The organism is Chelatococcus sp. XZ-Ab1, from assembly GCF_029309855.1.
In the GTDB taxonomy this organism is placed as follows: domain Bacteria; phylum Pseudomonadota; class Alphaproteobacteria; order Rhizobiales; family Beijerinckiaceae; genus Chelatococcus_A; species Chelatococcus_A sambhunathii.
Map to the genome: position 1 here is coordinate 133,916 of NZ_JARKII010000004.1, position 20,471 is coordinate 154,386.

Annotated in this window: 18 protein-coding genes and 1 pseudogene; 4 read left to right on the forward strand and 15 right to left on the reverse strand. The window is 67.6% G+C overall.

Annotated elements, in window-relative coordinates:
* Positions 1–22: 22 nt before the first annotated feature.
* From P2T65_RS08410 to P2T65_RS08425, 4 genes are all read right to left on the reverse strand, one after another.
* The gene (locus tag P2T65_RS08410) at positions 23–2,188 is read right to left on the reverse strand and encodes a molybdopterin cofactor-binding domain-containing protein (RefSeq protein WP_276199580.1); all 2,166 of its coding nucleotides are present in this window, start codon (positions 2,186–2,188) and stop codon (positions 23–25) included.
* A gap of 11 nt (positions 2,189–2,199) precedes the next feature.
* A complete protein-coding gene (locus tag P2T65_RS08415; protein WP_055458249.1) occupies positions 2,200–2,667 on the reverse strand; it encodes a (2Fe-2S)-binding protein in 468 nt (155 codons plus the stop codon).
* Between the two features lie 80 nt (positions 2,668–2,747).
* Positions 2,748–2,912 (reverse strand): hypothetical protein, encoded by a 165-nt coding sequence (locus P2T65_RS08420; RefSeq protein ID WP_019404345.1) that lies wholly within the window; start codon positions 2,910–2,912, stop codon positions 2,748–2,750.
* Between the two features lie 140 nt (positions 2,913–3,052).
* Positions 3,053–3,436, reverse strand: coding sequence for a c-type cytochrome (locus P2T65_RS08425; protein ID WP_055458248.1), 384 nt, complete (start codon positions 3,434–3,436; stop codon positions 3,053–3,055).
* 332 nt (positions 3,437–3,768) lie between these two features.
* On the opposite strand from P2T65_RS08425, the gene P2T65_RS08430 reads away from it, so the two are divergent.
* Both P2T65_RS08430 and P2T65_RS08435 read left to right on the forward strand, forming a co-directional pair.
* A complete protein-coding gene (locus tag P2T65_RS08430) occupies positions 3,769–4,491 on the forward strand; it encodes a response regulator (protein ID WP_055458247.1) in 723 nt (240 codons plus the stop codon).
* Positions 4,488–5,909: an ATP-binding protein gene (locus P2T65_RS08435; RefSeq protein ID WP_055458246.1), complete on the forward strand. Its 1,422-nt coding sequence runs from the start codon at positions 4,488–4,490 to the stop codon at positions 5,907–5,909. The genes P2T65_RS08430 and P2T65_RS08435 overlap by 4 nt, the downstream gene beginning before the upstream one ends.
* 11 nt (positions 5,910–5,920) lie before the next feature.
* Here P2T65_RS08435 and P2T65_RS08440 read toward each other — a convergent pair whose 3' ends face one another.
* The gene (locus P2T65_RS08440; protein ID WP_063186413.1) at positions 5,921–6,415 is read right to left on the reverse strand and encodes an isoprenylcysteine carboxylmethyltransferase family protein; all 495 of its coding nucleotides are present in this window, start codon (positions 6,413–6,415) and stop codon (positions 5,921–5,923) included.
* Positions 6,412–7,458, reverse strand: a complete 1,047-nt coding sequence (locus P2T65_RS08445; RefSeq protein ID WP_063186414.1) for a 3-oxoacyl-[acyl-carrier-protein] synthase III C-terminal domain-containing protein — start codon at positions 7,456–7,458, stop codon at positions 6,412–6,414. Before P2T65_RS08445 ends, P2T65_RS08440 begins: the two co-directional genes overlap by 4 nt.
* A 339-nt stretch (positions 7,459–7,797) precedes the next feature.
* Between P2T65_RS08445 and P2T65_RS08450 the strand changes: the two are divergent.
* Together P2T65_RS08450 and P2T65_RS08455 are read left to right on the forward strand one after the other, a co-directional pair.
* Positions 7,798–8,016, forward strand: a pseudogene (locus tag P2T65_RS08450) (hypothetical protein); the annotation flags it as partial.
* A 151-nt stretch (positions 8,017–8,167) separates the two neighbouring features.
* Positions 8,168–8,506, forward strand: a complete 339-nt coding sequence (locus tag P2T65_RS08455; protein ID WP_055458242.1) for a hypothetical protein — start codon at positions 8,168–8,170, stop codon at positions 8,504–8,506.
* Here P2T65_RS08455 and P2T65_RS08460 read toward each other — a convergent pair.
* From P2T65_RS08460 to P2T65_RS08500, 9 genes are all read right to left on the reverse strand, one after another.
* On the reverse strand, positions 8,500–10,308 hold the full coding sequence (locus tag P2T65_RS08460) for a calcium-binding protein (protein ID WP_276199581.1): 1,809 nt from the start codon (positions 10,306–10,308) through the stop codon (positions 8,500–8,502). The two genes, P2T65_RS08455 and P2T65_RS08460, sit on opposite strands and share 7 nt — an antisense overlap.
* 410 nt (positions 10,309–10,718) lie before the next feature.
* Positions 10,719–11,015 carry a copper-binding protein gene (locus P2T65_RS08465; RefSeq protein ID WP_055458240.1) on the reverse strand — a complete coding sequence of 99 codons (297 nt, stop codon included), beginning with the start codon at positions 11,013–11,015 and terminating at the stop codon, positions 10,719–10,721.
* Positions 11,016–11,041: 26 nt separating this feature from the next.
* Entirely contained in the window at positions 11,042–11,512 is a 471-nt protein-coding gene (locus P2T65_RS08470) for a cupredoxin family protein (RefSeq protein ID WP_071923804.1), read from the reverse strand.
* Positions 11,513–11,538: 26 nt separating this feature from the next.
* Positions 11,539–12,924 (reverse strand): multicopper oxidase domain-containing protein, encoded by a 1,386-nt coding sequence (locus P2T65_RS08475; RefSeq protein WP_276199582.1) that lies wholly within the window; start codon positions 12,922–12,924, stop codon positions 11,539–11,541.
* 14 nt (positions 12,925–12,938) lie between these two features.
* Positions 12,939–14,390 carry a TolC family protein gene (locus tag P2T65_RS08480; protein ID WP_276199583.1) on the reverse strand — a complete coding sequence of 484 codons (1,452 nt, stop codon included), beginning with the start codon at positions 14,388–14,390 and terminating at the stop codon, positions 12,939–12,941.
* Positions 14,387–14,605, reverse strand: coding sequence for a hypothetical protein (locus P2T65_RS08485; protein WP_082831555.1), 219 nt, complete (start codon positions 14,603–14,605; stop codon positions 14,387–14,389). The genes P2T65_RS08480 and P2T65_RS08485 overlap by 4 nt, the downstream gene beginning before the upstream one ends.
* A gap of 160 nt (positions 14,606–14,765) precedes the next feature.
* A complete protein-coding gene (locus tag P2T65_RS08490; protein ID WP_276199584.1) occupies positions 14,766–15,230 on the reverse strand; it encodes a hypothetical protein in 465 nt (154 codons plus the stop codon).
* Positions 15,231–15,346: 116 nt separating this feature from the next.
* Positions 15,347–15,631, reverse strand: a complete 285-nt coding sequence (locus P2T65_RS08495) for a heavy-metal-associated domain-containing protein (RefSeq protein WP_245280472.1) — start codon at positions 15,629–15,631, stop codon at positions 15,347–15,349.
* Positions 15,632–16,030: 399 nt separating this feature from the next.
* Positions 16,031–19,780, reverse strand: a complete 3,750-nt coding sequence (locus tag P2T65_RS08500) for a vitamin B12-dependent ribonucleotide reductase (protein ID WP_276199637.1) — start codon at positions 19,778–19,780, stop codon at positions 16,031–16,033.
* Between the last annotated feature and the right edge of the window lie 691 nt (positions 19,781–20,471).

Genomic DNA, 20,471 nt, shown 5'->3' on the forward strand with positions numbered 1-20,471 from the left:
TGGTGGCCACGGACGCCACCGCTCACACGAGCGAGTGGTTCTTCAGCGGCAACTGGCGGATGCGCTTGCCTGTGGCCGCGAAGATGGCGTTGAGCACGGCCGGCGCGGCCACCGCGATGGTCGGCTCGCCGACGCCGCCCCAGAAACCGCCGGAGGGCATGACGATGGTCTCCACCGCCGGCATGTCTGCCATGCGCATCACCTCGTAGGTGTCGAAGTTCTCCTGCTCGATGCGTCCGCCGTTCACGGTACATTCGCCATAGAGGCAGGCCGAGAGGCCGTAGACGAAGGAGCCTTCGACCTGCCGTTCGATCTGGGCCGGATTGACGGCGTGGCCGGGATCGGTCGCCGCGACGATGCGATGGATCCTGAGCCGGCCGTCCGTGACCGAGACCTCCGCCGCCGCCGCCACATAGCTGCCGAAGCCCATGATCTGGGCAAGGCCGCGGTGGCGACCCTCGGGCGCCGGCTCATCCCAGCCGATGCGCTCGGCCACCGCATTGAGCACGGCGAGATGCTTCGGATGGTTCGCCATCAGCTTGCGGCGGAAGGCGAGGGGGTCCTGCCCCGCCGCATGGGCGAGTTCGTCGAGGAAGCATTCGAGGTAGATGGCGTTCTGGTTCAGGTTGACGCCCCGCCAGAAGCCGGGTGGCACCGGCGGGTTGCGCATGGCGTGGTCGATGAGCAGGTTCGGGATGGTGTAGCCGAGATGCCCTTCCGGGCTGTCGACCGTGAGCCCCTGGAAGATGAGCGGATCCATACCGTCCTGCATGCGCTGGGGCATGACGGCCGCCAGGATCGATTGGCCCGAGATGCGCATGTGCAGCGCTGTCAGATTGCCATCGGCATCGAGCGCGCCGGTGAGCCTGCCCTGCGTGACGGGGTGGTAGCGCCCCTGCAGCATGTCCTCCTCGCGCGACCAGATGAGCTTCACCGGCGTGCCGGGGAACTCCTTGGCGATGTGGACGACCTGCGTGACGTAGTCCTGCATGCCGCGCCGGCCGAAGCCGCCGCCGAGATGAATCTTGTAAACCTCGCACTGATTGACCGGTAGGCCGGAGGCCTCGGCGGCGGCCGCGAGGCTCGCCTCGCCGTTCTGCGTCGGCACCCACACCTCGCATTTCTCGGGGGTGTAGAGAGCCGTGGCGTTCATCGGCTCCATGGTGGCGTGGTTCTGGTAGGGGAAGCCATAGACGGCCGAGACCATTCGCGCCGCGCCGGCAAGCGCCTCGCGCGCATTGCCGCGCTGGTGGCCGATAAAGGCCTCGTCCGCATCGAGCCCCTCTTCGAGCATGGCGGCGATGGTGGCGCTGGTGACGCCCGTGTTCGGGCCCTCGTCCCAGACGATCGGCAGGGCGTCGAGCGCCGTCTTGGCGCGCCACCAGGTGTCGGCGACGACGGCGAGCGCGGTCTCGCCAACCTGCACCACCTTGCGCACGCCGGGCATGTCGGCGACGGCCGGCGCGTCGAAGCTCTGGACTTTGCCACCGAAGACCGGGCAGGCCTTGATGGCGGCGTTCAGCATGCCGTCGAGCTGGAGATCGGTGCCGTAGATCTGCTTGCCGGTCAGCTTGTCGGCCGTGTCGAGCCGCGGCAGCGGCTGGCCGGCGATGGTCCAGTCCTTCGGGTCCTTCAGCGTCACCTCGGCGGGAGGCGTCATGCGGCCGGCCGCGTCCGCCACCTTGCCGTAGGTGGTCGAGCGGCCGCTCGCGGCATGGGTGATGGTGCCCTTGTCGGTCGTGCATTCGCCGGCCGGCACGCCCCAGTCGGCGGCTGCGGCGGCGATCAGCATCTGCCGGGCGGCGGCGCCGCCCTGGCGCACGTAGTCGTGCGATTCCCGGATGCCCCGGCTGCCGCCGGTCGAGAAGTTGCCCCAGACGCGGCTGCGGGCGAGGTTCTCGCCGGGCGTCGGATATTCGGTGGTCACCCGCGCCCAGTCGCAATCGAGCTCCTCGGCGACGAGCTGGGCGAGGCCGGTGAGGGTGCCCTGGCCCATCTCTGAGCGGGCGATGCGGATCACCACGGTCTCGTCCGGCTTCACCACCACCCAGGCGTTGATCTCGGGCGCGGCGTCGGCGGCGAGCGCTTTGCCGGGTAGGGGCAGGTGGAAGCCGAGGGAAAGGCCCCCGAGGGCGGCCGCAGAGCCGACGAGGAAATTGCGGCGCGATACGCTCTGAACGATCGTCATGGTTCGCCTCCTCAGCCGTTGCTCGTGGCGCTGCCGTCGGCCGCGGCCTTGATGGCGGCCCGCACGCGGTTGTAGGTGCCACAGCGGCAGATGTTGGTGATCTCGGCGTCGATGTCGGCGTCGGTCGGGCTCGGGTTCTGGGCGATGAGCGAGGCGGCGGCCATGATCATGCCCGCCTGGCAGTAGCCGCACTGCGGCACGTCGAGGGCGAGCCAGGCCTTCTGCACGGGGTGCGAGCCGTCGGGAGACAGGCCCTCGATGGTGACGATCTGCTGCTCGGGCTCGATCGCGCTCACCGGCATGACGCAGGAGCGGGTGGCGACGCCGTCGATATGGACCGTGCAGGCGCCGCACTGGGCAACGCCGCAGCCGTATTTGGTGCCGGTCAGCCCGGCCTGTTCCCTCAACACCCAGAGCAGGGGCGTATCGGGCTCGACGTCGATGTCACGCTGAGTGCCGTTGATGGTCAGGCGGGCCATGGAGGAACTCCTTCGGGCGAAAGGGCGGAGGGCGCCGGCACGCGCCGGTGGGCGACAAGCGCGTGCCGGCCGAGCCGCGATCAGCTCTTCTTGTCGGCCGTGGAGGCCGCGGCGGACTGGGCCGGCGCCTCCTTGTCCACGCCGGCGGACGCCTGCCAGGCGCAGCCCTGCCCCTGGGCAAGGGCTCCGGTGGCGAAGGCGGCGAGCCCGAGGGCGGCCACAGCCGCTGCGATGTGCTTCATCATGGGTTCCTCCAGGGTTGACGAGAGAAGCCTAGGGCGCAGCTGTCGCAGAACGTTGTCTCTGCCGACGGCTTTTGTCGCGGCCTGTCACGGAATGGGCTCCTCGACACATTCCGTTACATTCAGCGGCCGCGTTCGCGGGTTCACTTCGCCGCCGGCAGGTCGCGCAGATAGGCGATGACGGCGGCGCGCTCGCTGTCGTTGCGCAGGGCGACCGTCATCGTGGTGCCGGGCACGCGCCCGCGCGGGTCCGCGAGATAGCTGTCGAGCGTGGCCTCGTCCCAGACGATGTCCGCCGCCTTGAGCGCCTGCGAATAGCGGGCGCCGTCGATGCTGCCCGCATCGCGGCCGAGGACGCCGGCGAGGTGCGGGCCGATGCGGTTCTGCCCGGGGTCGGTGCTGTGGCAGGAGGCGCAGCGCGTGCGGAACAGCCGCTCGCCGTCGGGGGCGGCCTGTTGCGCCGCGGCGGGAAGCGGCACGAGGAAAAAGGGAGTAAGGGTGGCGATGGCGATCCTTCGCGCGATCATCCGTTTCCTCTCGCGATTCATGCAGGTGCGCCCGGATACCGGGCTTGGGAGACGCGGCCGCGAGGGAAAGACTGGATGGCGGCCGCCGATCGATGGCCGCAGGATGGGCAGGGCTTGTCGCAGAACTTTGCCGCGGGCCCGCCCCTTTTGTCGCGAAATGTATCGCTGGCCACGGGTCGCAGGAGCTGCCCGGCACGCACAGCGGAGTGCCGGCTGATTGCTGCCGGCGCCTGGCCCGGATCCGCTGCCGGGCGCCTGCGGGTACATTCTGTTACACTTTTTTCGAGCGCGGCAGCAGCCGGCTAACGTATCTAGGGGGCGTGGAGCGCTCCATGGAACCGACACCGCACATCGCCGTCGTCGACGACCATCGCGACATCCGTGATCTCGTCGGCAAGTACCTCGCCCAGCACGGCTATCGCATCAGCGTGGCCGAGAACGCGACTGCGCTGCGCCGGCTGCTCGAACGCGGCGCGCCGGATCTTGTCGTGCTCGACATCATGATGCCGGGCGAGGACGGGCTCAGCGTCTGCCGGCATCTACGCAGCACCACCGACCTGCCGATCATCCTCCTCACGGCCATGGCAGAGGAGACGGACCGCATCATCGGCCTCGAGATCGGCGCCGACGACTATCTGACGAAGCCGTTCAACCCGCGCGAGCTGCTCGCCCGCATCAAGGCGGTGCTGCGGCGCGTCAACAGCCTGCCGCCGCAGCGGCGCGACCGGTTGCAGGCGCGCACGCTCCGTTTCGACCGGTGGGTCCTCAACGTCGGCCGGCGAGAGATCGTGGGCGAGGATGGCGTCGCGGTCGCCCTGAGCACGGCCGAGTTCCGCCTGCTCAAGGCTTTTCTCGATCATGTCGGCATGGTCTTGAGCCGTGACCAGCTGCTCGACCTCACCGTGGGACGCGCCGCGGAGAGCTTCGACCGCAGCATCGACAACCAGGTCAGCCGCCTGCGCAAGAAGATCGAGGCCGATCCGAAGAACCCTATGCTGATCAAGACCCATTGGGGGGGCGGCTACAGTTTCGCTGCCGAAGTGGAGGAGGCATGAGCCGCTTGTGGGCGCGCAGCCTCGCTGCCCAGATCATCGTCCTGATGCTGCTGGCGCTCGCCTTGTCGCAGGGGATCGGCTTCCTGATCTCCTGGGACGAGCGCAGCCAGGCGCTGAAGGCCGCGGCCAAGAGCGAGTTCCTGAGCCGTGCCGCCTCGCTCGCCCGCGTGCTCGAGGCAACGCCCGCTTCGCTCAAGGACGATATCCTGAGCGCCAGCGCCACGGCCTATACGCGCTTCTGGATCTCGGGCGACGAGCCGGCGGACACGCTCGCTTGGCAGCGCGACGCGCAGGTGCGGCTCGCCACGCCCTTGCCGACACTGATGCGCCGCCCGAAGGCGCTGCCGGCGCCGCAAGGCGTCGAGGAGGCGAGGGCGGGCAACATCGCCGCCATCGCCGCAGACGCGCCGGGCCCCTGGGTCAACCTGCCGGCCCATGCGTGGCCACTGTCGCGGCCGGCGAAGTTTCTCTATTTCGACGACGGCAATGGCATGGGGCTTGCCGTGGGGCTCGATACCGGCACCTGGCTCAACGCGGCCTACGCCAAGGCCATGCCGGGCTCGATCTGGACCTCGCAATCGATGGTCTCGCTCGCCATCACCGCCGGCGTGCTGTCGATCATCGCGATGTTCGTCGCGCGCGGCATCGCCCGGCCGATGCGCCGGCTCGCCGTTGCGGCGGAGGCCCTCGGGCGCGGGGAATCCGTGCCGCCGCTGCCGGAATCCGGGCCGGACGACATCCGCCAGACGGCGGTTGCCTTCAACCGCATGCAGGAGCGCCTGCAGCGCTTCGTCGAGGATCGCACGCGCATGCTCGCGGCCATCGGCCACGACCTGCGCACGCCTCTCACGTCGCTCAGGCTGCGCGCCGAATTCGTCTCCGACACCGAGGTGCAGGAGAAGATGCTGAACACGATCGGCGAGATGCAGACCATGACGGAGGCGACGCTCGCCTTCGCCCGCGAGGAGGCGACCGTCGAGGCGACGCGCACGGTCGATCTCTCGGCGCTGGTGGAAAGCCTGTGCGACGACCTCGCCGAGCTTGGCCAGGACGTCACCTTCGTCGACGGCGCGCGGATCCGCTATCGCTGCCGGCCCGACGCCCTCCGCCGCGCCATCCGCAACCTCGTCGAGAATGCCGTCCGCTACGGCGAGCGCGCGCGTGTCCACCTCGACCGCTCGGCCGAGAACATCGATATCGTCATCGAGGACGACGGGCCGGGCATCCCGCGCGAGGATGTCGAGCGCGTCTTCGCCCCCTTCTTCCGCATGGAGCGCTCGCGCAACCGCGAGACGGGCGGGGTCGGCCTCGGCCTGTCGATCGCCCGCGCCATCGCCCGCCATCATGGCGGTGACGTCGTGCTCACCAACCGCCAGCGCGGTCTCAGGGCGGTCATCAGCCTGCCGCGGGTCGGCTGAGGCAGCCGCCGTCAGGCGACCGAGCGCAGGGCGGCGTTCTCGGCCCGGATGCGGATGGCGAGAACGGCGGCGTTGAGCAGCGAGAAAACGAGCGCATACCAGCCGAGGCCAAAGACGAGCGGAAGTACGGCAATCTCGGCCGCGACCACCGCGTAGTTCGGATGCGCCATGAAGCGGAAGGGCCCGGAGCGGACGAGCGGCTTCCCGGGGGGCAGGACGATGATGCGCGTCGTCCATCGCTCCCCGAGCGTCGCGATGATCCAGAGGCGCAGCCCCTGCAGGACAAGGAAGAGGGCAAGCAAGGGCAGTGCGACCGGGGCGTCGCGGGCGAGGAACCAGAGCCCCGCGAGCCAGGCGGCATGCAGCAGCACGATGAGCGGATAATGGCCGGCCGCGTGCTCCCGGCCGCCGCGGGCGAGGAGGCGGCGCGTGTTGCGCCGGGCGAGCCACAGCTCTGCGAGCCGCTGCGCGGTGACGAGGGCGAGGATGATGATCGCCGGCGTCATGCGGCGCGCAGCGCGACGCAGCTTGCCGAAAAGCCCGGTCCCATGGAGGTGAGGGCGGCGCGCGACGGCAGGCCACGGGCGAGGATGCGCTCCAGCACGAAGAAGACGGTGGGGGCGGACATGTTGCCGTAGCCGGCGAGGACGTCGCGCTCCGCATCGAGGCTGCCGGGCGCGAGCCCGAGGGAGGCTTCCAGCGCCGTGACCACCTTGGCGCCGCCCGGATGGCAGATGAAACGGTCGATGTCCGCAAGTGCCAGGCCGCCGCGCGCCAGGACGGCACCGATGGCGGCGGCGGCATTCTCCTCGGCGAAGGGCGGGATCGAGCGGTCGAAGATGACCCCGAGGCCCTCCGTCTCGACCTTCCAGCCCATGATGTCGAGCGTGTCCGGCCAGGTGTGCTGGCCCGAGGCCTCGATGACAGCCAGGCCGTCCCGGTCCGCGGCGAGGACGCAGGCAGCCGCCCCGTCGCCGAAGAGGGCGGTGGCGACGATGTTTTCCTTCGTCAGCTTGTCGAGCCGGAAGGCGAGGCTGCAGAGCTCGACGGTCACCATGAGCACGATCTCGCCGGGGCGGGAGCCGGCAAGGCGTGCCGCCACCGACAGGCCCGAGGTGCCGCCGGCGCAGCCGAGACCGAAAAGTGGCACCCGTTCGATATCCGGCCGCAGCCCGAGCCGCCCGGCGACACGGGCCTCGAGCGTGGGCGTGGCGATGCCCGTCGAGGAGACGGTGACCACGGTACCGACATCCTGTGGCGTGATTCCGGCCCTCGCGAGCGCGGTCGCCGCGGCTTCCACGAAAAGGTCGCAGGCCATGTCGAGATAGGCCGCATTACGCTCGGCCCAGCCGCGCGGTTCGAGGAACCACTGGAGGGGCCGCGTGACGTGGCGCTTGGTGATGCCCGCCGTGTGGAAGACTGCGGCGAGCGGCGCAAAGTCGGGCATCTGCGGGGCGAAGACCTCGCAGGCGGCGCGCGCGATCTCCTCCTGGGAGAGGGTGTAGGGCGGGACGGCGGTGGCGGTCGACAACAGGCTGACATTGGCCATGGCGGACTCCGGTCACCCGTTGCCGAGCGTTGATCGCGGCGAGGCTCGGCGCCTATTCGGCCGGATGTCCCTGGGGAGCTTCCCGGGAAACTTACTGGGACAGCGCCGTGCGAGCCGGTGACGCCGACGGCCATCGCGAGGCAACCCGCGCGAATATAGACGTTCACGCCTGTCGGGACGAGGACGGCGAGATGGCCGGGGCCGCGCGCCCAGACGATGCATCCGACGTGCACGGCGCACCTCGGCAAGCTCCACCAGCCCGCAGCGCGGGCGAGGACCCCGATAACGCCACCGCCGACGAGCAGCCAATAGACCCTCGCGCCCAGAAGGGATCCTGGGTACATGGCCGACTACCTGATGCCGGTGAACCTCGACATCCCGCACCTGGAAGCGCATTTCGTCGACGAGGTCGACCCGCACGTCAATCCGCCCGGGGTCAAGGGGATCGGGGAGATCGCCCTCGTCGGCATGGCCCCGGCCATCGCCAATGCCATCTTCCACGCGACGGCATCCGTGCGCAACCTGCCGGTCCGCATCGAGGACGTTTTGGCCTCCTAGCGTGACAGGGGCCGGCATGCGCCGACCATGTCGGCTCCTTCAGGCGGCGGCGCTCCGGTTCCGCTCGGTAAAGAAAATGGCGCGCATTTGACTTGTTCTGCCGCCGGCAAAACGGCCTCCTAGGGTCAGCGGGCAAGCGGGAGGCGTGGCAATGCTGTTGACGATCAATATGCTGGACGGGGCCTTCAAGGGGGACATGCGACAGAAGATCGTCATCAAGGACCTCATCGCCCAGGTGATTGCGGCCCAGGCGCTGAGCGTGGCGGCCTACAGGCGCATCGAAGTGACGGTCGACAACGCACGCCAGCTGGTCGCGCTCGTGGCTGAAGAGCGGGTGTTCGAGACGCCGGAGATCGGCGAGGTCACCATCGGCCGACGGGCAGAGCAGATCCTGATGAACCTCGTCAGCCGGCCCCTGCCGACGAAGGTGCCGGTTCCGCCGGCGCGAGGACGCGGTGCCCCGACCGGCGGACCCGCCGGGAATCAATAGCCGAACAGGAAATCTCCGGCATCGAGGTCGGACAGCTCGATGCCGGCGATGAAGATGCCGCCATCGCCGAAGTCGATCGCCACGCCGCCGTCGACCTCGCGCGAGGCGGCGAGGACCTCGTCGACATTCGTGAGAGGTCCACCGAGGAAGCGGATCCGGTCGCTGCCGTCCTCGAAATCCTCGATGCGGTCGTAGCCGGTCTCGTTGCCGACGTAGTTGAACACGTCCGCCCCGGTGCCGCCCCACAGCTGGTCGTCGCCGTCGCCGCCGTAAAAATGGTCGTTGCCGGCTTCACCATACAGCCGGTCATTGCCCGCTTCGCCGTCGAGGCGATCGCCCCCGGCGCCGCCATAGGCGACGTCATCGCCGTCGCCGAGGAGGAAATAGTCGCCCGTCAGCGTGACGCCGGCCAGGTTGCCGAGGCCGCTGTCGCCGTCGAGCCCGTAGACGGTATCGTTGCCGGATCCGGTCATGACGACGAGGTGCTCGAAACCGATCGCCGTCGCTCCGCCGGGGATGATGCCGGAGGCAACGTCGACGAGGAGGTCGTCGGTCGCATCGCGTTCGTCGATCATGAGCCGGTCGAAGCCCGTGCCGCCATCGAGGAAGTCGGCGCCGCCGCCGCCGCTGATGAAGTCGTTGCCCTCATGGCCGCGGATCACGTCGGCGCCCGGGGTGCCGATGAAGGAATCGCGGCCGGTCGAGCCTTCGATGGTCAGCTGCTCGAAACCGACCGCAGCTCCCGACTTGCCGACGCCGAGACTCGACAGGTAGATCTCGCCCGTATCGGCATTATGGGTGGCGCTGAAGCCGACGAACTCCCAATTGCCACCTGGGCCCGGCGCGAGTTGGGTCTGCGCGGCGCGGAAGTCGAGGACGAGGTGGTCGATGCCCTCGCCGCCGTCGGCGCGGCCTACACCGTTCAGCACCACGAGGTCGTCGCTGGTGCCGGCATTGATGTGATCGTAGCCCCAGCCGGTCCCGCCGATGATGACGTCGTTTCCGGCTCCACCGGACAGGCGGTTGGCGCCGGAATTGCCGGCAATGTAGTCGTCGTGCTCGGTGCCGTAGACGTTCTCGATGGAGATCAGCACGTCGCCCTGGGCATAGCCGCCGATCTGCGGGCCGCTGCGCGTCAGGTCGACGTTCACGCCCTTGGGCGAGCCGGTGTATTCCACCGTGTCGGAACCGCCGCGCCCGTCGATCATGTCGGCTCCGGCGCCGCCATTGATGACGTTGTCCCGGTTGTTGCCGGTCAGCCGGTCGTCATGGCTGGAGCCCGTCAGGTCCTCGATATTGTAAAGCATGTCGCCTTGGGCATCGCCGCCGATCTGCGGTCCCGGGCGGTCGAGGTTGACGTCGACGGCCTCGGGCGAGAAGGCGTAGCTCGCCCTGTCGCGCATGCCGTCGCCGCCATCGATGATGTCCGCCCCCGCGCCGCCGCGCAACGTGTTGTTCCCGGAATCGCCGATCAGAACATCATCGAAGCGCGAGCCGGTGACGTTCTCGATGCCGACAAGAACGTCGCCTGCGGCGTCGCCGGCGCTCTCCTGTGGTCCGGAGAGGCGCAGGTCGACCGAGACGCCGGCGAGGGAGGAGAGATAAACCGCCGTGTCGCGGCCGGCGCCGCCGTCAAGCAGGTCGACGCCGGGACCGCCCCACAGGCGGTCGTTGCCATCCCCGCCGAAAAGGCTGTCGTCGCCGGCATAGCCGACGAGATCGTCATTGCCTCCAAGACCTTCGAGAACATCGGCAAACCTGGTTCCGTAAAGCCTGTCATCATCATCGGTTCCCACGGGCATGGCAGCCTCCTGTGCGGTGTGGCAGCGCAGGATTTCCGAAGGTTACATGGAAGGCAATACAAATATATGCTGTCGCTTTCGTTCGAAAATAACTCTACTTTACAACGGAATGATTGGTATGACCAATTCAAACATTTCCTGCGCATCTGTGTGCCGTTTGCTCCTTAAGATGCACCCATGGCCTATGGCCTGAGCACTAACGAGGGGTTCCGGATTCGATTGCGGCCATGCCAGCCCCGCCTCGGTCGGGAACGCGCGACCATCAGCGTTCGCCGGCCGGATTGAAACTGCGCAAGGCGTCGCGCCGCCCGCGACTCGGGATCACTCGAAAGACACCACTCGCCCGGCATCCGCTCGACGACGTCTTCGCCGCGGAAAGGGGCGCGCCGGTAGCGCCCCTGATGGCGCGGTCACTTCGCCTGTTCGATCTTCGTGACGGTGATGCGGCCATTGATGCGGTCGGCCTCGAACCGGACCTTGTCGCCGACCTTGACGGTCTTGAGCATGGCGGGGTCGGCCACCACGAAGACCATGGTCATGGCATCCATGTCGAGGTTCTTGATCGGGCCGTGCTTGAGGGTGACCTTGTTCTGCGCCGGGTCGATCTTCGTCACCTGACCGTCGACAGGGGCGGCCTGCGCCAGCGCGAGGACAGGGGCGAGGGACAGGGACAGAAACGGGATTATGGCGATCGCGAATTTGCGCATCCTTGTCATCCTTCCTTCGGTTCTCGTCACTTGACGATGATCTTGCCGGTCATGCCGGCTTCGCGGTGGCCGGGAATGAGGCAGGAGAAGTCGAATTCGCCCGCCTTGGTGAACTTCCACACCATCTCGCCGGTCTTCCTGGGGGCGAGACGCCGGGCATTGGGATCCTCGTGCTCCATGTCAGGGTTCTTGCGCATCTCCTCGGCATGCTTGAGGTTTTCCGCGAGCGTCGCGACGACGATCTCGTGGTCGATCGCGCCGTTGTTGCGCAGCACGAACTTCACCTGCTCGCCCTTGCGCACCTCGATGGTGCGGGGCACGAACTCCATGCGGCCGTCAGCTTCGCGCATTGTCACCTGCACGATACGGGCGGGCTTCTTCGGATCGCCCGGCTGGCCGTAGGCGCGCTCGTCGCCATGGGAATGGCCGGCGTCGGCGAGCGCCGCGGCCGGTATGCAAAGGGCCGCAAGGGCGGCAAGGATCGTCTGGATCTTCATGTCTGCTCCGGGGTCGATGATCGGGGTCAGTGGTTGCCGTGGGAGGATGCGCCGCCGGGCTTCACGGCCCGGAATTCGGCAGCGCCTTCTGTCGGTGCGGGTGTGGCGCGCTCGGCACCGGGCGGCGCGCCCGTCCATTCGTAGGCGACGGTGCCGGGCGGGTGCTCGAACCAGCCCGGGTCCTTGTAGTCATCGCGCGCCAGCCCCTCGCGCACCTTCACCACCGAGAACATGCCGCCCATCTCGACGGCGCCGAACTGGGCGAAGCCCGTCATCATCGGCAGCGTGTTGTCGGGCAGCGGCATCTCCATCTCGCCCATGTCCGCCATGCCGGCCGTGCCCATGGGCATGTAGTCGGGCACGAGCTTCCTGATCTTCTTCGCCACCTCCCTCTTGTCGACGCCGATGAAGGTCCTGAGGTCGTGGCCCATGGCATTCATGGTGTGGTGCGACTTGTGGCAGTGGATGGCCCAGTCGCCCTCCTTGTCGGCGACGAAATCGAAGGCGCGCATCTGGCCCACCGCGCAGTCGATGGTCACCTCCGGCCAGGCGGCTTCCTCCGGCACCCAGCCGCCGTCCGTGCACGAGACCTTGAAGTCGTAGCCGTGCATGTGGATCGGGTGGTTGGTCATGGTGAGATTGCCGAAGCGGATGCGCACCTTGTCGCCCTTGGCCGCCACGATGTGGTCGATGCCGGGGAAGACGCGGCTGTTCCAGGTCCAGAGATTGAAGTCGGTCATCTCCGCCACCTTCGGCACATAGGCGCCCGGCTCGATGTCGTAGGCGGACATGAGGAAGACGAAGTCGCGGTCAACGCGGCGGAAGGCGGGATCCCGCGGGTGGACGACGAAGAAGCCCATCAGGCCCATGGCCATCTGCACCATCTCGTCGGCATGCGGGTGGTACATGAAGGTGCCGCTCTTCGTCAGCACGAACTCGTAGACGAAGGTCTTGCCCGGCTTGATGTGCGACTGCGTCAGCCCGCCGACGCCGTCCATGCCGTTGGGCAGGATCTGTCCGTGCCAGTGGATCGTGGTGTGCTCGGGCAGCCTGTTGGTGACGAAGATGCGCACCTTATCGCCTTCCACCGCCTCGATAGTCGGCCCGGGCGACTGGCCGTTGTACCCCCACAGATGCGCCACCATGCCCGGCGCGAGCTCGCGCACGACGGGCTCGGCGACGAGATGGAACTCCTTCCACTCGCCGTTCATGCGCCAGGGCAGCGTCCAGCCGTTGAGCGTGACGACCGGCTGGTAGTCCGGGCCGGTCGTCGGCACGAGCGGCGGCTGCGTCACCGCCTCCTTCATGGTGGGAGCCTCGGGGATGGAGGCGGCCGCGGCGCGGCCAGAGACGGCACCGGCGCTGACGAGCGCGGCCGAGGCACCGAGGAACGATCGACGGGAAACCGTCATGAGCTTTGCCTTTCTCAGTGTCCGCCGGCCTCGGCGGCCGCAAGCGCGACGGGGCCTTCTCCGGCTCCGCCGGAGGCGCCGCCGCCAATGATGGCGGTGTCGAAATCGACCGATGCGAGGAAGAAGTCGCGCCTGGCGCCGATCGCCGCGACGTTGCTGGCGATGCTCTCGCGCACGGTCGTCAAGAGCTCGAAGACGTCGATGAGCATGCCGTTGTATTGCAGCAGCGCCTCCTCGCTGACCGTCTTGCGCAGGGGCAGGATGCGGCTCTGATACTGGCGGGCGATGTCGTGGCGGCCGCGATAGGCGAGATAGGCCTCGCGCGCCTCGGACCGCACGTTGACGGCCTTCTCCAGCAGGCGGTTGACCGTCTGCATGTAGGTCTCGCGCGCCTGCCGCACCTTCACCTCGCCGAGGTCGAAGATGGGGATCTCGATCTCGAGCTCGAAGCCCTTCGGGTAGGCCTTCTCCTTGTGCCCGTCCTCGATGACGCGCTCGTAGTTCCGCCGCAGGCTGCCATCGAGCATGGAAACGAAGCGCGTCGCCTCGCTCAGCCCGAGGCCCTTCGCCATGGCCTCGAGCTCGAGGCGGGCCGCGATGAGGTCGACGCGCCGGCGCACCGCCTCCTCCTCGACCTGTCTCGCCGTCCTCAGCCGCGGCAGGGGCGGCAGTTGCCCCGGCAGCCTGTAGTTGATGTCCGCGCCCCAGAGGCCGAGTTGGCGCGTCAGAGCTTCGCGCTGGGTCGCCGCCGCGAGGCGCGCCTCGGCCAGCTGGTTTGATATCTCCGCGTAGAAGGCGCCGGCCCGGGCCTGGTCGAGCTTGTTGGCGGCACCCGTCTCGCCGAGCTTGCGGGTGAGGTCGGCGGCGGCGTCGGCCGAGGTGCGGGCCTCGTCGAGGAAAGCGACCGTCTGCCGCGCCGCGACAGTGCGATAATAGGCCCGCCGCGTCTCTGCCGCCATGCGGAAGGTCGCCTCGATGGCCCGCTGCCGGGCTGCCTCGAACTGGGTCTTCGCGATGTCGCTGCGCGCCGGCAGCGTGAGAAGCGCGAGGATATTGGCGACGAGGCGCCGTTCGATCTCGAGTTCGCCGCCCGTCGACAGGCGCTCGATGCCGATGACGGGGTTCGGCGGCAGGCTCGCCTGAACGAAGGCCGCTTCCGAGATGCCGAGGGTATTGTACGCCGCCTGCAGGCCACGGTTGTTGAGAAGCGCGACCTGCACGGCGCCATCTGCCGTCAGCGGCCGGGCGAGCAGTGCCTTGACGCGTTGCTGCGCCGCTGCGGCATCGGCTGCGGAGGCAATCTTGATCGTGTCCTTGCCGAGGTCGGCGGAGACCCGCGCCGCGACAGGCCCCATGCCGCCGTCTGGCGTGAAGACGCAGCCACCAAGGGCGAAGGCGAGCACACCGGCCGTCACGAGGGGCCTCACCCGTCTGCACGGAGGGGAGTGGAAAGTAACCGCCGTCATTCACTCCTCCCGCGAGGGGCGACACTCTCGTTGCTCGCGGACCACAGTCGGGGCGCGACGGGCTGGTAGTCGATCGTACCGGCCGTCACCGGCACGTAGCGCAGCGGCGGCACCAGCGCGCCGGGATCGGCCGGATCGGCACCCGCCGTGATGGGAGGGGGGCCGGAACATGCGGACAGGAGGACGGCGCAAGCCGTCGCAAAAAAGGCTTTCATGATTGGACCTCGGACAGGCCGACGAGGGCGCGGGTGGCGCGGGTGGCGCGGGCGCGCCACGAACCACTCGCTCAACGACAGCACGTGACACGGCTACCGGCGAAAGAGGTCGGCCAGGATCCGGGGAATGTGGTGGACCGCTTGTGGTCCGGTGCCGGAATCAGGCCGACGCTTGCGCGCTGCCCGATCGCGGCGGCCGCTCGAGGCGTGCCGCGAGGGCTTCCTTGATGCCGACGCGAAAGAAGGCCGGCTCGATGGCGCCGACGATCCTGTGCGGAGACGACGTGCAAACGGCCGACGGTATGGCGAGATGACAGGCGAAGGCGCAGCAGTTCATGCCAGCGCCCTGGTTCCTCTCGGATTTGCACGAGCCATCGTTCGTGGCGGGGCAGGCCTGGCCGGCGGCCGGGCCGTGATCGCTGTCGGCATCCTGGCCATGGCCGTGATGAACGTGCGCATGCCGCGGCGTCTCCGCCACAGCGCCTCCTGCTGCAGGCATTTGTCCGGGCGTATTGGCATAGCCCCAGCCGACGCTCGTCGCCGAGAAGGCGAGGGCGGCGATGAGGATCACCAATCTGCGAAATGCTTGCAGCATCGGATGAACGATAAGTGCGATCTTGGTCATGGCAAGGCTGGACACTTCGTCCGACCGGAATTCTGGCGGCGGTGACGCGGTCGCCACAGCATATCAGGATTGAGGCGGCGGAGACGTGCGAGGCTCGCGACCGGGCAAGGACTGCCTCAGACCGTGGACGGGGTGTAGCCCGCCTTGATCACGAGCGCCTTGATCGCCGCGATGTCTGTTCCGCCTCGCACGGAAACGAGCTTGGAGGCCGGATCTACCGCAACCTGCGTCCCCGGCAGGCCCGTCTCGATCGCCTTGCTGATGGCAGCGGCACAGTGGCCGCACGTCATATCCTCCACCCGCAGGCTCAGGACCTCACGGCCGGGCTGCGGAACGACGTTTGTCTGCGACTGATGGGCATTGCACCCGCACATGGACTCGCTCTCCGTTTCAGGGACCATGCGCCATCTCTGCGCCTTCCCACCATGGGAAGGTCAAGAGCGCCTTTACCGGCCCGGCCGCAACTCTGGGTTAACGGTCATCCTCGTCGCCGTCGCCCGCGTCGCTGCCGCCCAACCAGCCGCCCATCGTCATATGGGCCATGCGGCGACGGCCGTTTCTCCACTATGGATGAATGAAAACCAGAACGCTCTCTCAAGCCGGAGGAAAATAGGGTCTCAGGTCGGTTCCACTGCCGACAGTTGCAGCCCCGACGCATGTGACCGCGGCGGACTGTTGCGTCAATGCGGCAATCTGAATGACAAATTTACAGCGTGGGGGGCGCTCATCGCGCCCCCCGACAGATCCGGAACTTTGGGTCCGAAAACGGAACCCCGAGGGTTCCACCAACCACCCACCGCTCACGAGCAACCCGTCGTGCCGCCGCACGTGTCGCATTTCATGCAAGTGCCGTTGCGGACGAGCGTGAAGTTACCGCATTCGGGGCAGGCTTCGCCCTCGTAGCCCTTCATGCGAGCTTCGGCGCGACGGTCAGCGAGGGAGCGCCCGGTGCCCGTCGCAGGCTGGGAGGGGGCGGCGAAGCCGAGCTCGGCCATCTGCGCCTCGCCCACGGTTTCCTCGTCCTCCTCGAAGGCGGGTTCGCCCTTCAGGGCCGTCGCGCCGGAGGCGAGAGCGACAACCGTGGAGCCACGGCCGGCAGTGGGAGCGGGGCGACTGTCGCCGCCACCGGCGATCGACAGGAAGTTCGTCGCCCGGCCGCGCACGAAGCCGCGCGAGACCACCTGCGGCGCCGTTGCCTGCGGGGCAGGGGCCTTGCCCTGGGCGACGCCGCCGCCGAGCACGTCGTGGCCGATCTCGCCCGGATCGATGTGGGCGAGGTCGTGGCGGCCGAGATAGGAAATGGCGAGCTCGCGGAAGACATAGTCGAGGATCGACGTCGCATTCTTGATCGACTGGTTGCCCTGCACGAAGCCGGCCGGCTCGAAGCGCGTGAAGGTGAACGCCTCGACATATTCCTCGAGCGGCACGCCGTACTGCAGGCCGAGCGACACGGCGATGGCGAAGTTGTTCATCATCGCCCGGAAGGCGGCGCCCTCCTTGTGCATGTCGATGAAGATCTCTCCGAGGCGACCGTCGGCATATTCGCCGGTGTGCAGATAGACCTTGTGGCCGCCGACGATGGCCTTCTGGGTATAGCCGGTGCGCCGGTCGGGCATCTTCTCGCGCTCGCGCACGCGCTCGACGCGCTCGATCACCTTCTCGACGATCCTTTCGGCCACCTGAGCCGCTCGCGCCACCGGAGCCTGGGCGACGAGCGTCTCGACCGCATCGTCCTCGTCCTCGTCCTCATCGGCGATGAGGGCAGCATTGAGGGGCTGTGACAGCTTGGAGCCGTCGCGGTAGAGGGCGTTGGCCTTCAGCGCCAGGCGCCAGGAGAGGAGATAGGCGCTCTTGCAGTCCTCGACCGTGGCATCGTTGGGCATGTTGATGGTCTTGGAGATGGCGCCCGAGATGAACGGCTGCGCCGCCGCCATCATGCGGATGTGGCTCTCTACCGAGAGGTAGCGCTTGCCGATGCGCCCGCACGGATTGGCGCAGTCGAAGACCGGATAGTGCTCCGCCTTCAGGTGCGGCGCGCCTTCGAGCGTCATCGCCCCGCAGACGTGGATGTTGGCGGCCTCGATCTCGGCCCTGGAGAAGCCGAGGAACGGCAGAAGCTCGAAAGCCGGATCGCTCAGCTTCTCGGCCGGCACCTTGAGTGTGTCGCGCAGGAAGTCCTCGCCGAGCGTCCACTTGTTGAAGACGAACTTGATGTCGAAGGCCGACTTCATGCCCGCCTCGACGGCAGCGATCTTCTCTTCCGTGAAGCCCTTGGCACGCAGGGAGCCGTGATTTATGGCGGGCGCCTGGGCAATGGAGCCGTGGCCGACCGCATAGGCCTCGATCTCGGCGATCTCGGCCTCGGAATAGCCGAGAACGCGCAGGGCGTCGGGAACGGCGCGGTTGATGATCTTGAAATAGCCGCCGCCTGCGAGCTTTTTGAACTTCACGAGAGCGAAGTCGGGCTCGATGCCGGTGGTGTCGCAATCCATGACGAGGCCGATGGTGCCGGTCGGAGCGATCACGGTCGCCTGCGCGTTGCGGTAGCCGTGCTGCTCGCCAAGCTCGAGCGCCTTGTCCCAGGCGTGCTTGGCGCGGGTCACGAATTCCTCGCCCTGGGCGAGCCTCCCACATGAGGCGTGGTCGAGCGGCACCGGCGGCGTCGCCAGCTTCTCGTAGCCCTCGCTCTTGCCGTACGCCGCGCGGCGATGGTTGCGGATGACGCGCAGCATGTGCTGGGCGTTCTTCTTGTAGCCCGGAAAGGGCCCGAGCTCGCCCGCCATCTCGGCCGAGGTGGCGTAGGAGACGCCCGTCATGATGGCTGTCAGGGCGCCGCCGAGGGCGCGGCCCTCGTCGGAGTCATAGGACAGGCCCATGGTCATCAGGAGCCCGCCGATATTGGCATAGCCGAGGCCGAGCGTGCGGAACTCGTAGGACAGCTCCGCGATCTCCTTCGACGGGAACTGCGCCATCAGTACCGAGATCTCGAGCACGACGGTCCACAGCCGGCAGGCGTGCTCGTAGGAGCCGATGTCGAAGCGGCGCGAGGCACGGTCGTAGAACTGCAAGAGGTTCGCCGAGGCGAGGTTGCAGGCCGTGTCGTCGAGGAACATGTATTCCGAGCAGGGGTTCGAGGCGCGGATCGGTCCCGAAGCCGGACATGTGTGCCAGTCGTTGATGGTGGTGTGGAACTGGATGCCCGGATCGGCCGAGGCCCAGGCGGCATAGCCGATCTTCTCCCAGAGATCCCGGGCCTTCAGCGTCTTCGTGACGCGTCCGGTGAGGCGCGCTTTAAGCTGCCAGTCGCCGTCGGCCTCGACGGCAGTGAGAAATGCGTCGTCGACGCGGACAGAATTGTTGGAGTTCTGGCCGGCGACAGTCGCATAGGCCTCCGAATCCCAGTCGGTATCGTAGGTGTCGAAGGCGATGTCCGAATAGCCCTGGCGGGCGAACTGGATGACGCGCTTGATGTAGTTGTCGGGCACCATGGCGCGGCGGGCGAGCTTGATCTCGCGCTTGAGCGCCGGGTTCTTCTCCGGATCGAAGCATGCGTCACCCTCGGCCTCGCAGTTCACGCAGGCCTTCATCACGGCTTTCATATGCTTCTTGACGATCTTGGAGCCGGTGACGAGGCTCGCGACCTTCTGCTCCTCCTTCACCTTCCAGTCGATATAGGCCTCGATGTCGGGATGGTCGACGTCGACTACCACCATCTTGGCGGCGCGGCGCGTGGTGCCGCCCGACTTGATGGCGCCGGCCGCCCGGTCGCCGATCTTGAGGAAGGACATGAGGCCGGAGGACTTGCCGCCACCCGAGAGCTTCTCGCCCTCGCCGCGCAGGGCCGAGAAGTTGGAGCCGGTGCCGGAGCCGTATTTGAACAGGCGCGCCTCGCGAACCCACAGGTCCATTATGCCGCCCTCGTTGACGAGGTCGTCGGCGACGGACTGGATGAAGCAGGCGTGCGGCTGCGGGTGCTCGTAGGCCGACTTCGACTTCACCAGGCGGCCCGTGGTGTGGTCGACATAGTAGTGGCCCTGGCCCGGGCCGTCGATGCCATAGGCCCAGTGCAGGCCGGTGTTGAACCACTGCGGCGAGTTGGGCGCGACCATCTGGTTGGCGAGCATGTAGCGCAACTCGTCGAGGAAGGCGGAGGCGTCCTCTTCGCTCGAGAAATAGCCGCCCTTCCAGCCCCAGTAGGTCCAGCAGCCGGCAAGCCGGTCGAACACCTGAGTGGACGAGGTCTCCGAGCCGTAGCGCTCGTTCTCGGGCAGGGCGGCGAGGGCCTCATCGTCTGGCACGGACCGCCAGAGGAAGGAGGGAACGTCGTTCTCCTCGACCTTCTTCAGGCGCGCGGGCACGCCGGCCTTGCGGAAATATTTCTGCGCCAGCACGTCCGTCGCCACCTGACTCCAGGACGCGGGCACGCTGATGCCCTCGAGGCGAAAGACGACCGAGCCGTCGGGATTGCGGATCTCACTGGTCGCGAGCCGGAACTCGATGGTGGAATAAGGAGAATGGCCCGCCTTCGTGTATCGCCGCTCGATCCGCATTGTCGTCATCCCCATGAGCCGGGCGAAATCCGCCCTCGAAGCCGCCAACCGACGGCTCCCACCCGCAGCTCTGTTGTTGCCTCTAAACCTCGGGCAGGTTCGACCCGCCTCGATCGTGAACCGCCGCCGGCGACCGCATGTCCCGCGAGGGAAAAGACCGCTCCAGGGACGACCCGTGCGCGCCGCCCGGCTGCCTTCACCACCCCATGAGCGGTATTTGTTCCGGCCGGGTTTCGGCCGGTGCGACGCCGCCGCGACGTAACGCCTAAGCTAGTGCCAGAAAGCCTTATTCGTCAAGAATTAGTGCGAACAGGCCATCGCGCCCCCTATATCTTGTGACGAGGATGTGAACAACGGGGACGATGTGGTGCGTTCTGCGTAAGTATCGAAAACTGTGGCAGGATTTACCCCGCGTTGAAGTGATGCTTGAACGAGACGCGGGTGCCGCAGCCACGCGCCGGGCGGCGATCAGCGCATGGCGGGGGCGGGCGACATGCATCTCAAGGGCGTTTATCGACGCAGCTTCCCGACCGGAAGTTGCGGCATGGCGGGAGCCTCAGTGGTGCTGAAAACAATGCCGGCCAACGAACGAATCGCGGTTGTGGGGTGAGGGGGAATGGCGCCGCCTCGCGCCGGCCGGTGTGAATGACTGCGAAGCTGGCCGGAGCAATGCCCTCTTGACGGACGGCCG

What these genes read in the sequence shown, in the direction of transcription:
- P2T65_RS08410 (WP_276199580.1), bottom strand. Translation starts at nt 2,188, where the DNA reads ATGACGATCGTTCAGAGCGTATCGCGCCGCAATTTCCTCGTCGGCTCT.
- P2T65_RS08415 (WP_055458249.1), bottom strand. Translation starts at nt 2,667, where the DNA reads ATGGCCCGCCTGACCATCAACGGCACTCAGCGTGACATCGACGTCGAG.
- P2T65_RS08420 (WP_019404345.1), bottom strand. Translation starts at nt 2,912, where the DNA reads ATGATGAAGCACATCGCAGCGGCTGTGGCCGCCCTCGGGCTCGCCGCC.
- P2T65_RS08425 (WP_055458248.1), bottom strand. Translation starts at nt 3,436, where the DNA reads ATGATCGCGCGAAGGATCGCCATCGCCACCCTTACTCCCTTTTTCCTC.
- P2T65_RS08430 (WP_055458247.1), top strand. Translation starts at nt 3,769, where the DNA reads ATGGAACCGACACCGCACATCGCCGTCGTCGACGACCATCGCGACATC.
- P2T65_RS08435 (WP_055458246.1), top strand. Translation starts at nt 4,488, where the DNA reads ATGAGCCGCTTGTGGGCGCGCAGCCTCGCTGCCCAGATCATCGTCCTG.
- P2T65_RS08440 (WP_063186413.1), bottom strand. Translation starts at nt 6,415, where the DNA reads ATGACGCCGGCGATCATCATCCTCGCCCTCGTCACCGCGCAGCGGCTC.
- P2T65_RS08445 (WP_063186414.1), bottom strand. Translation starts at nt 7,458, where the DNA reads ATGGCCAATGTCAGCCTGTTGTCGACCGCCACCGCCGTCCCGCCCTAC.
- P2T65_RS08455 (WP_055458242.1), top strand. Translation starts at nt 8,168, where the DNA reads ATGCTGTTGACGATCAATATGCTGGACGGGGCCTTCAAGGGGGACATG.
- P2T65_RS08460 (WP_276199581.1), bottom strand. Translation starts at nt 10,308, where the DNA reads ATGCCCGTGGGAACCGATGATGATGACAGGCTTTACGGAACCAGGTTT.
- P2T65_RS08465 (WP_055458240.1), bottom strand. Translation starts at nt 11,015, where the DNA reads ATGCGCAAATTCGCGATCGCCATAATCCCGTTTCTGTCCCTGTCCCTC.
- P2T65_RS08470 (WP_071923804.1), bottom strand. Translation starts at nt 11,512, where the DNA reads ATGAAGATCCAGACGATCCTTGCCGCCCTTGCGGCCCTTTGCATACCG.
- P2T65_RS08475 (WP_276199582.1), bottom strand. Translation starts at nt 12,924, where the DNA reads ATGACGGTTTCCCGTCGATCGTTCCTCGGTGCCTCGGCCGCGCTCGTC.
- P2T65_RS08480 (WP_276199583.1), bottom strand. Translation starts at nt 14,390, where the DNA reads ATGACGGCGGTTACTTTCCACTCCCCTCCGTGCAGACGGGTGAGGCCC.
- P2T65_RS08485 (WP_082831555.1), bottom strand. Translation starts at nt 14,605, where the DNA reads ATGAAAGCCTTTTTTGCGACGGCTTGCGCCGTCCTCCTGTCCGCATGT.
- P2T65_RS08490 (WP_276199584.1), bottom strand. Translation starts at nt 15,230, where the DNA reads ATGACCAAGATCGCACTTATCGTTCATCCGATGCTGCAAGCATTTCGC.
- P2T65_RS08495 (WP_245280472.1), bottom strand. Translation starts at nt 15,631, where the DNA reads ATGGTCCCTGAAACGGAGAGCGAGTCCATGTGCGGGTGCAATGCCCAT.
- P2T65_RS08500 (WP_276199637.1), bottom strand. Translation starts at nt 19,780, where the DNA reads ATGCGGATCGAGCGGCGATACACGAAGGCGGGCCATTCTCCTTATTCC.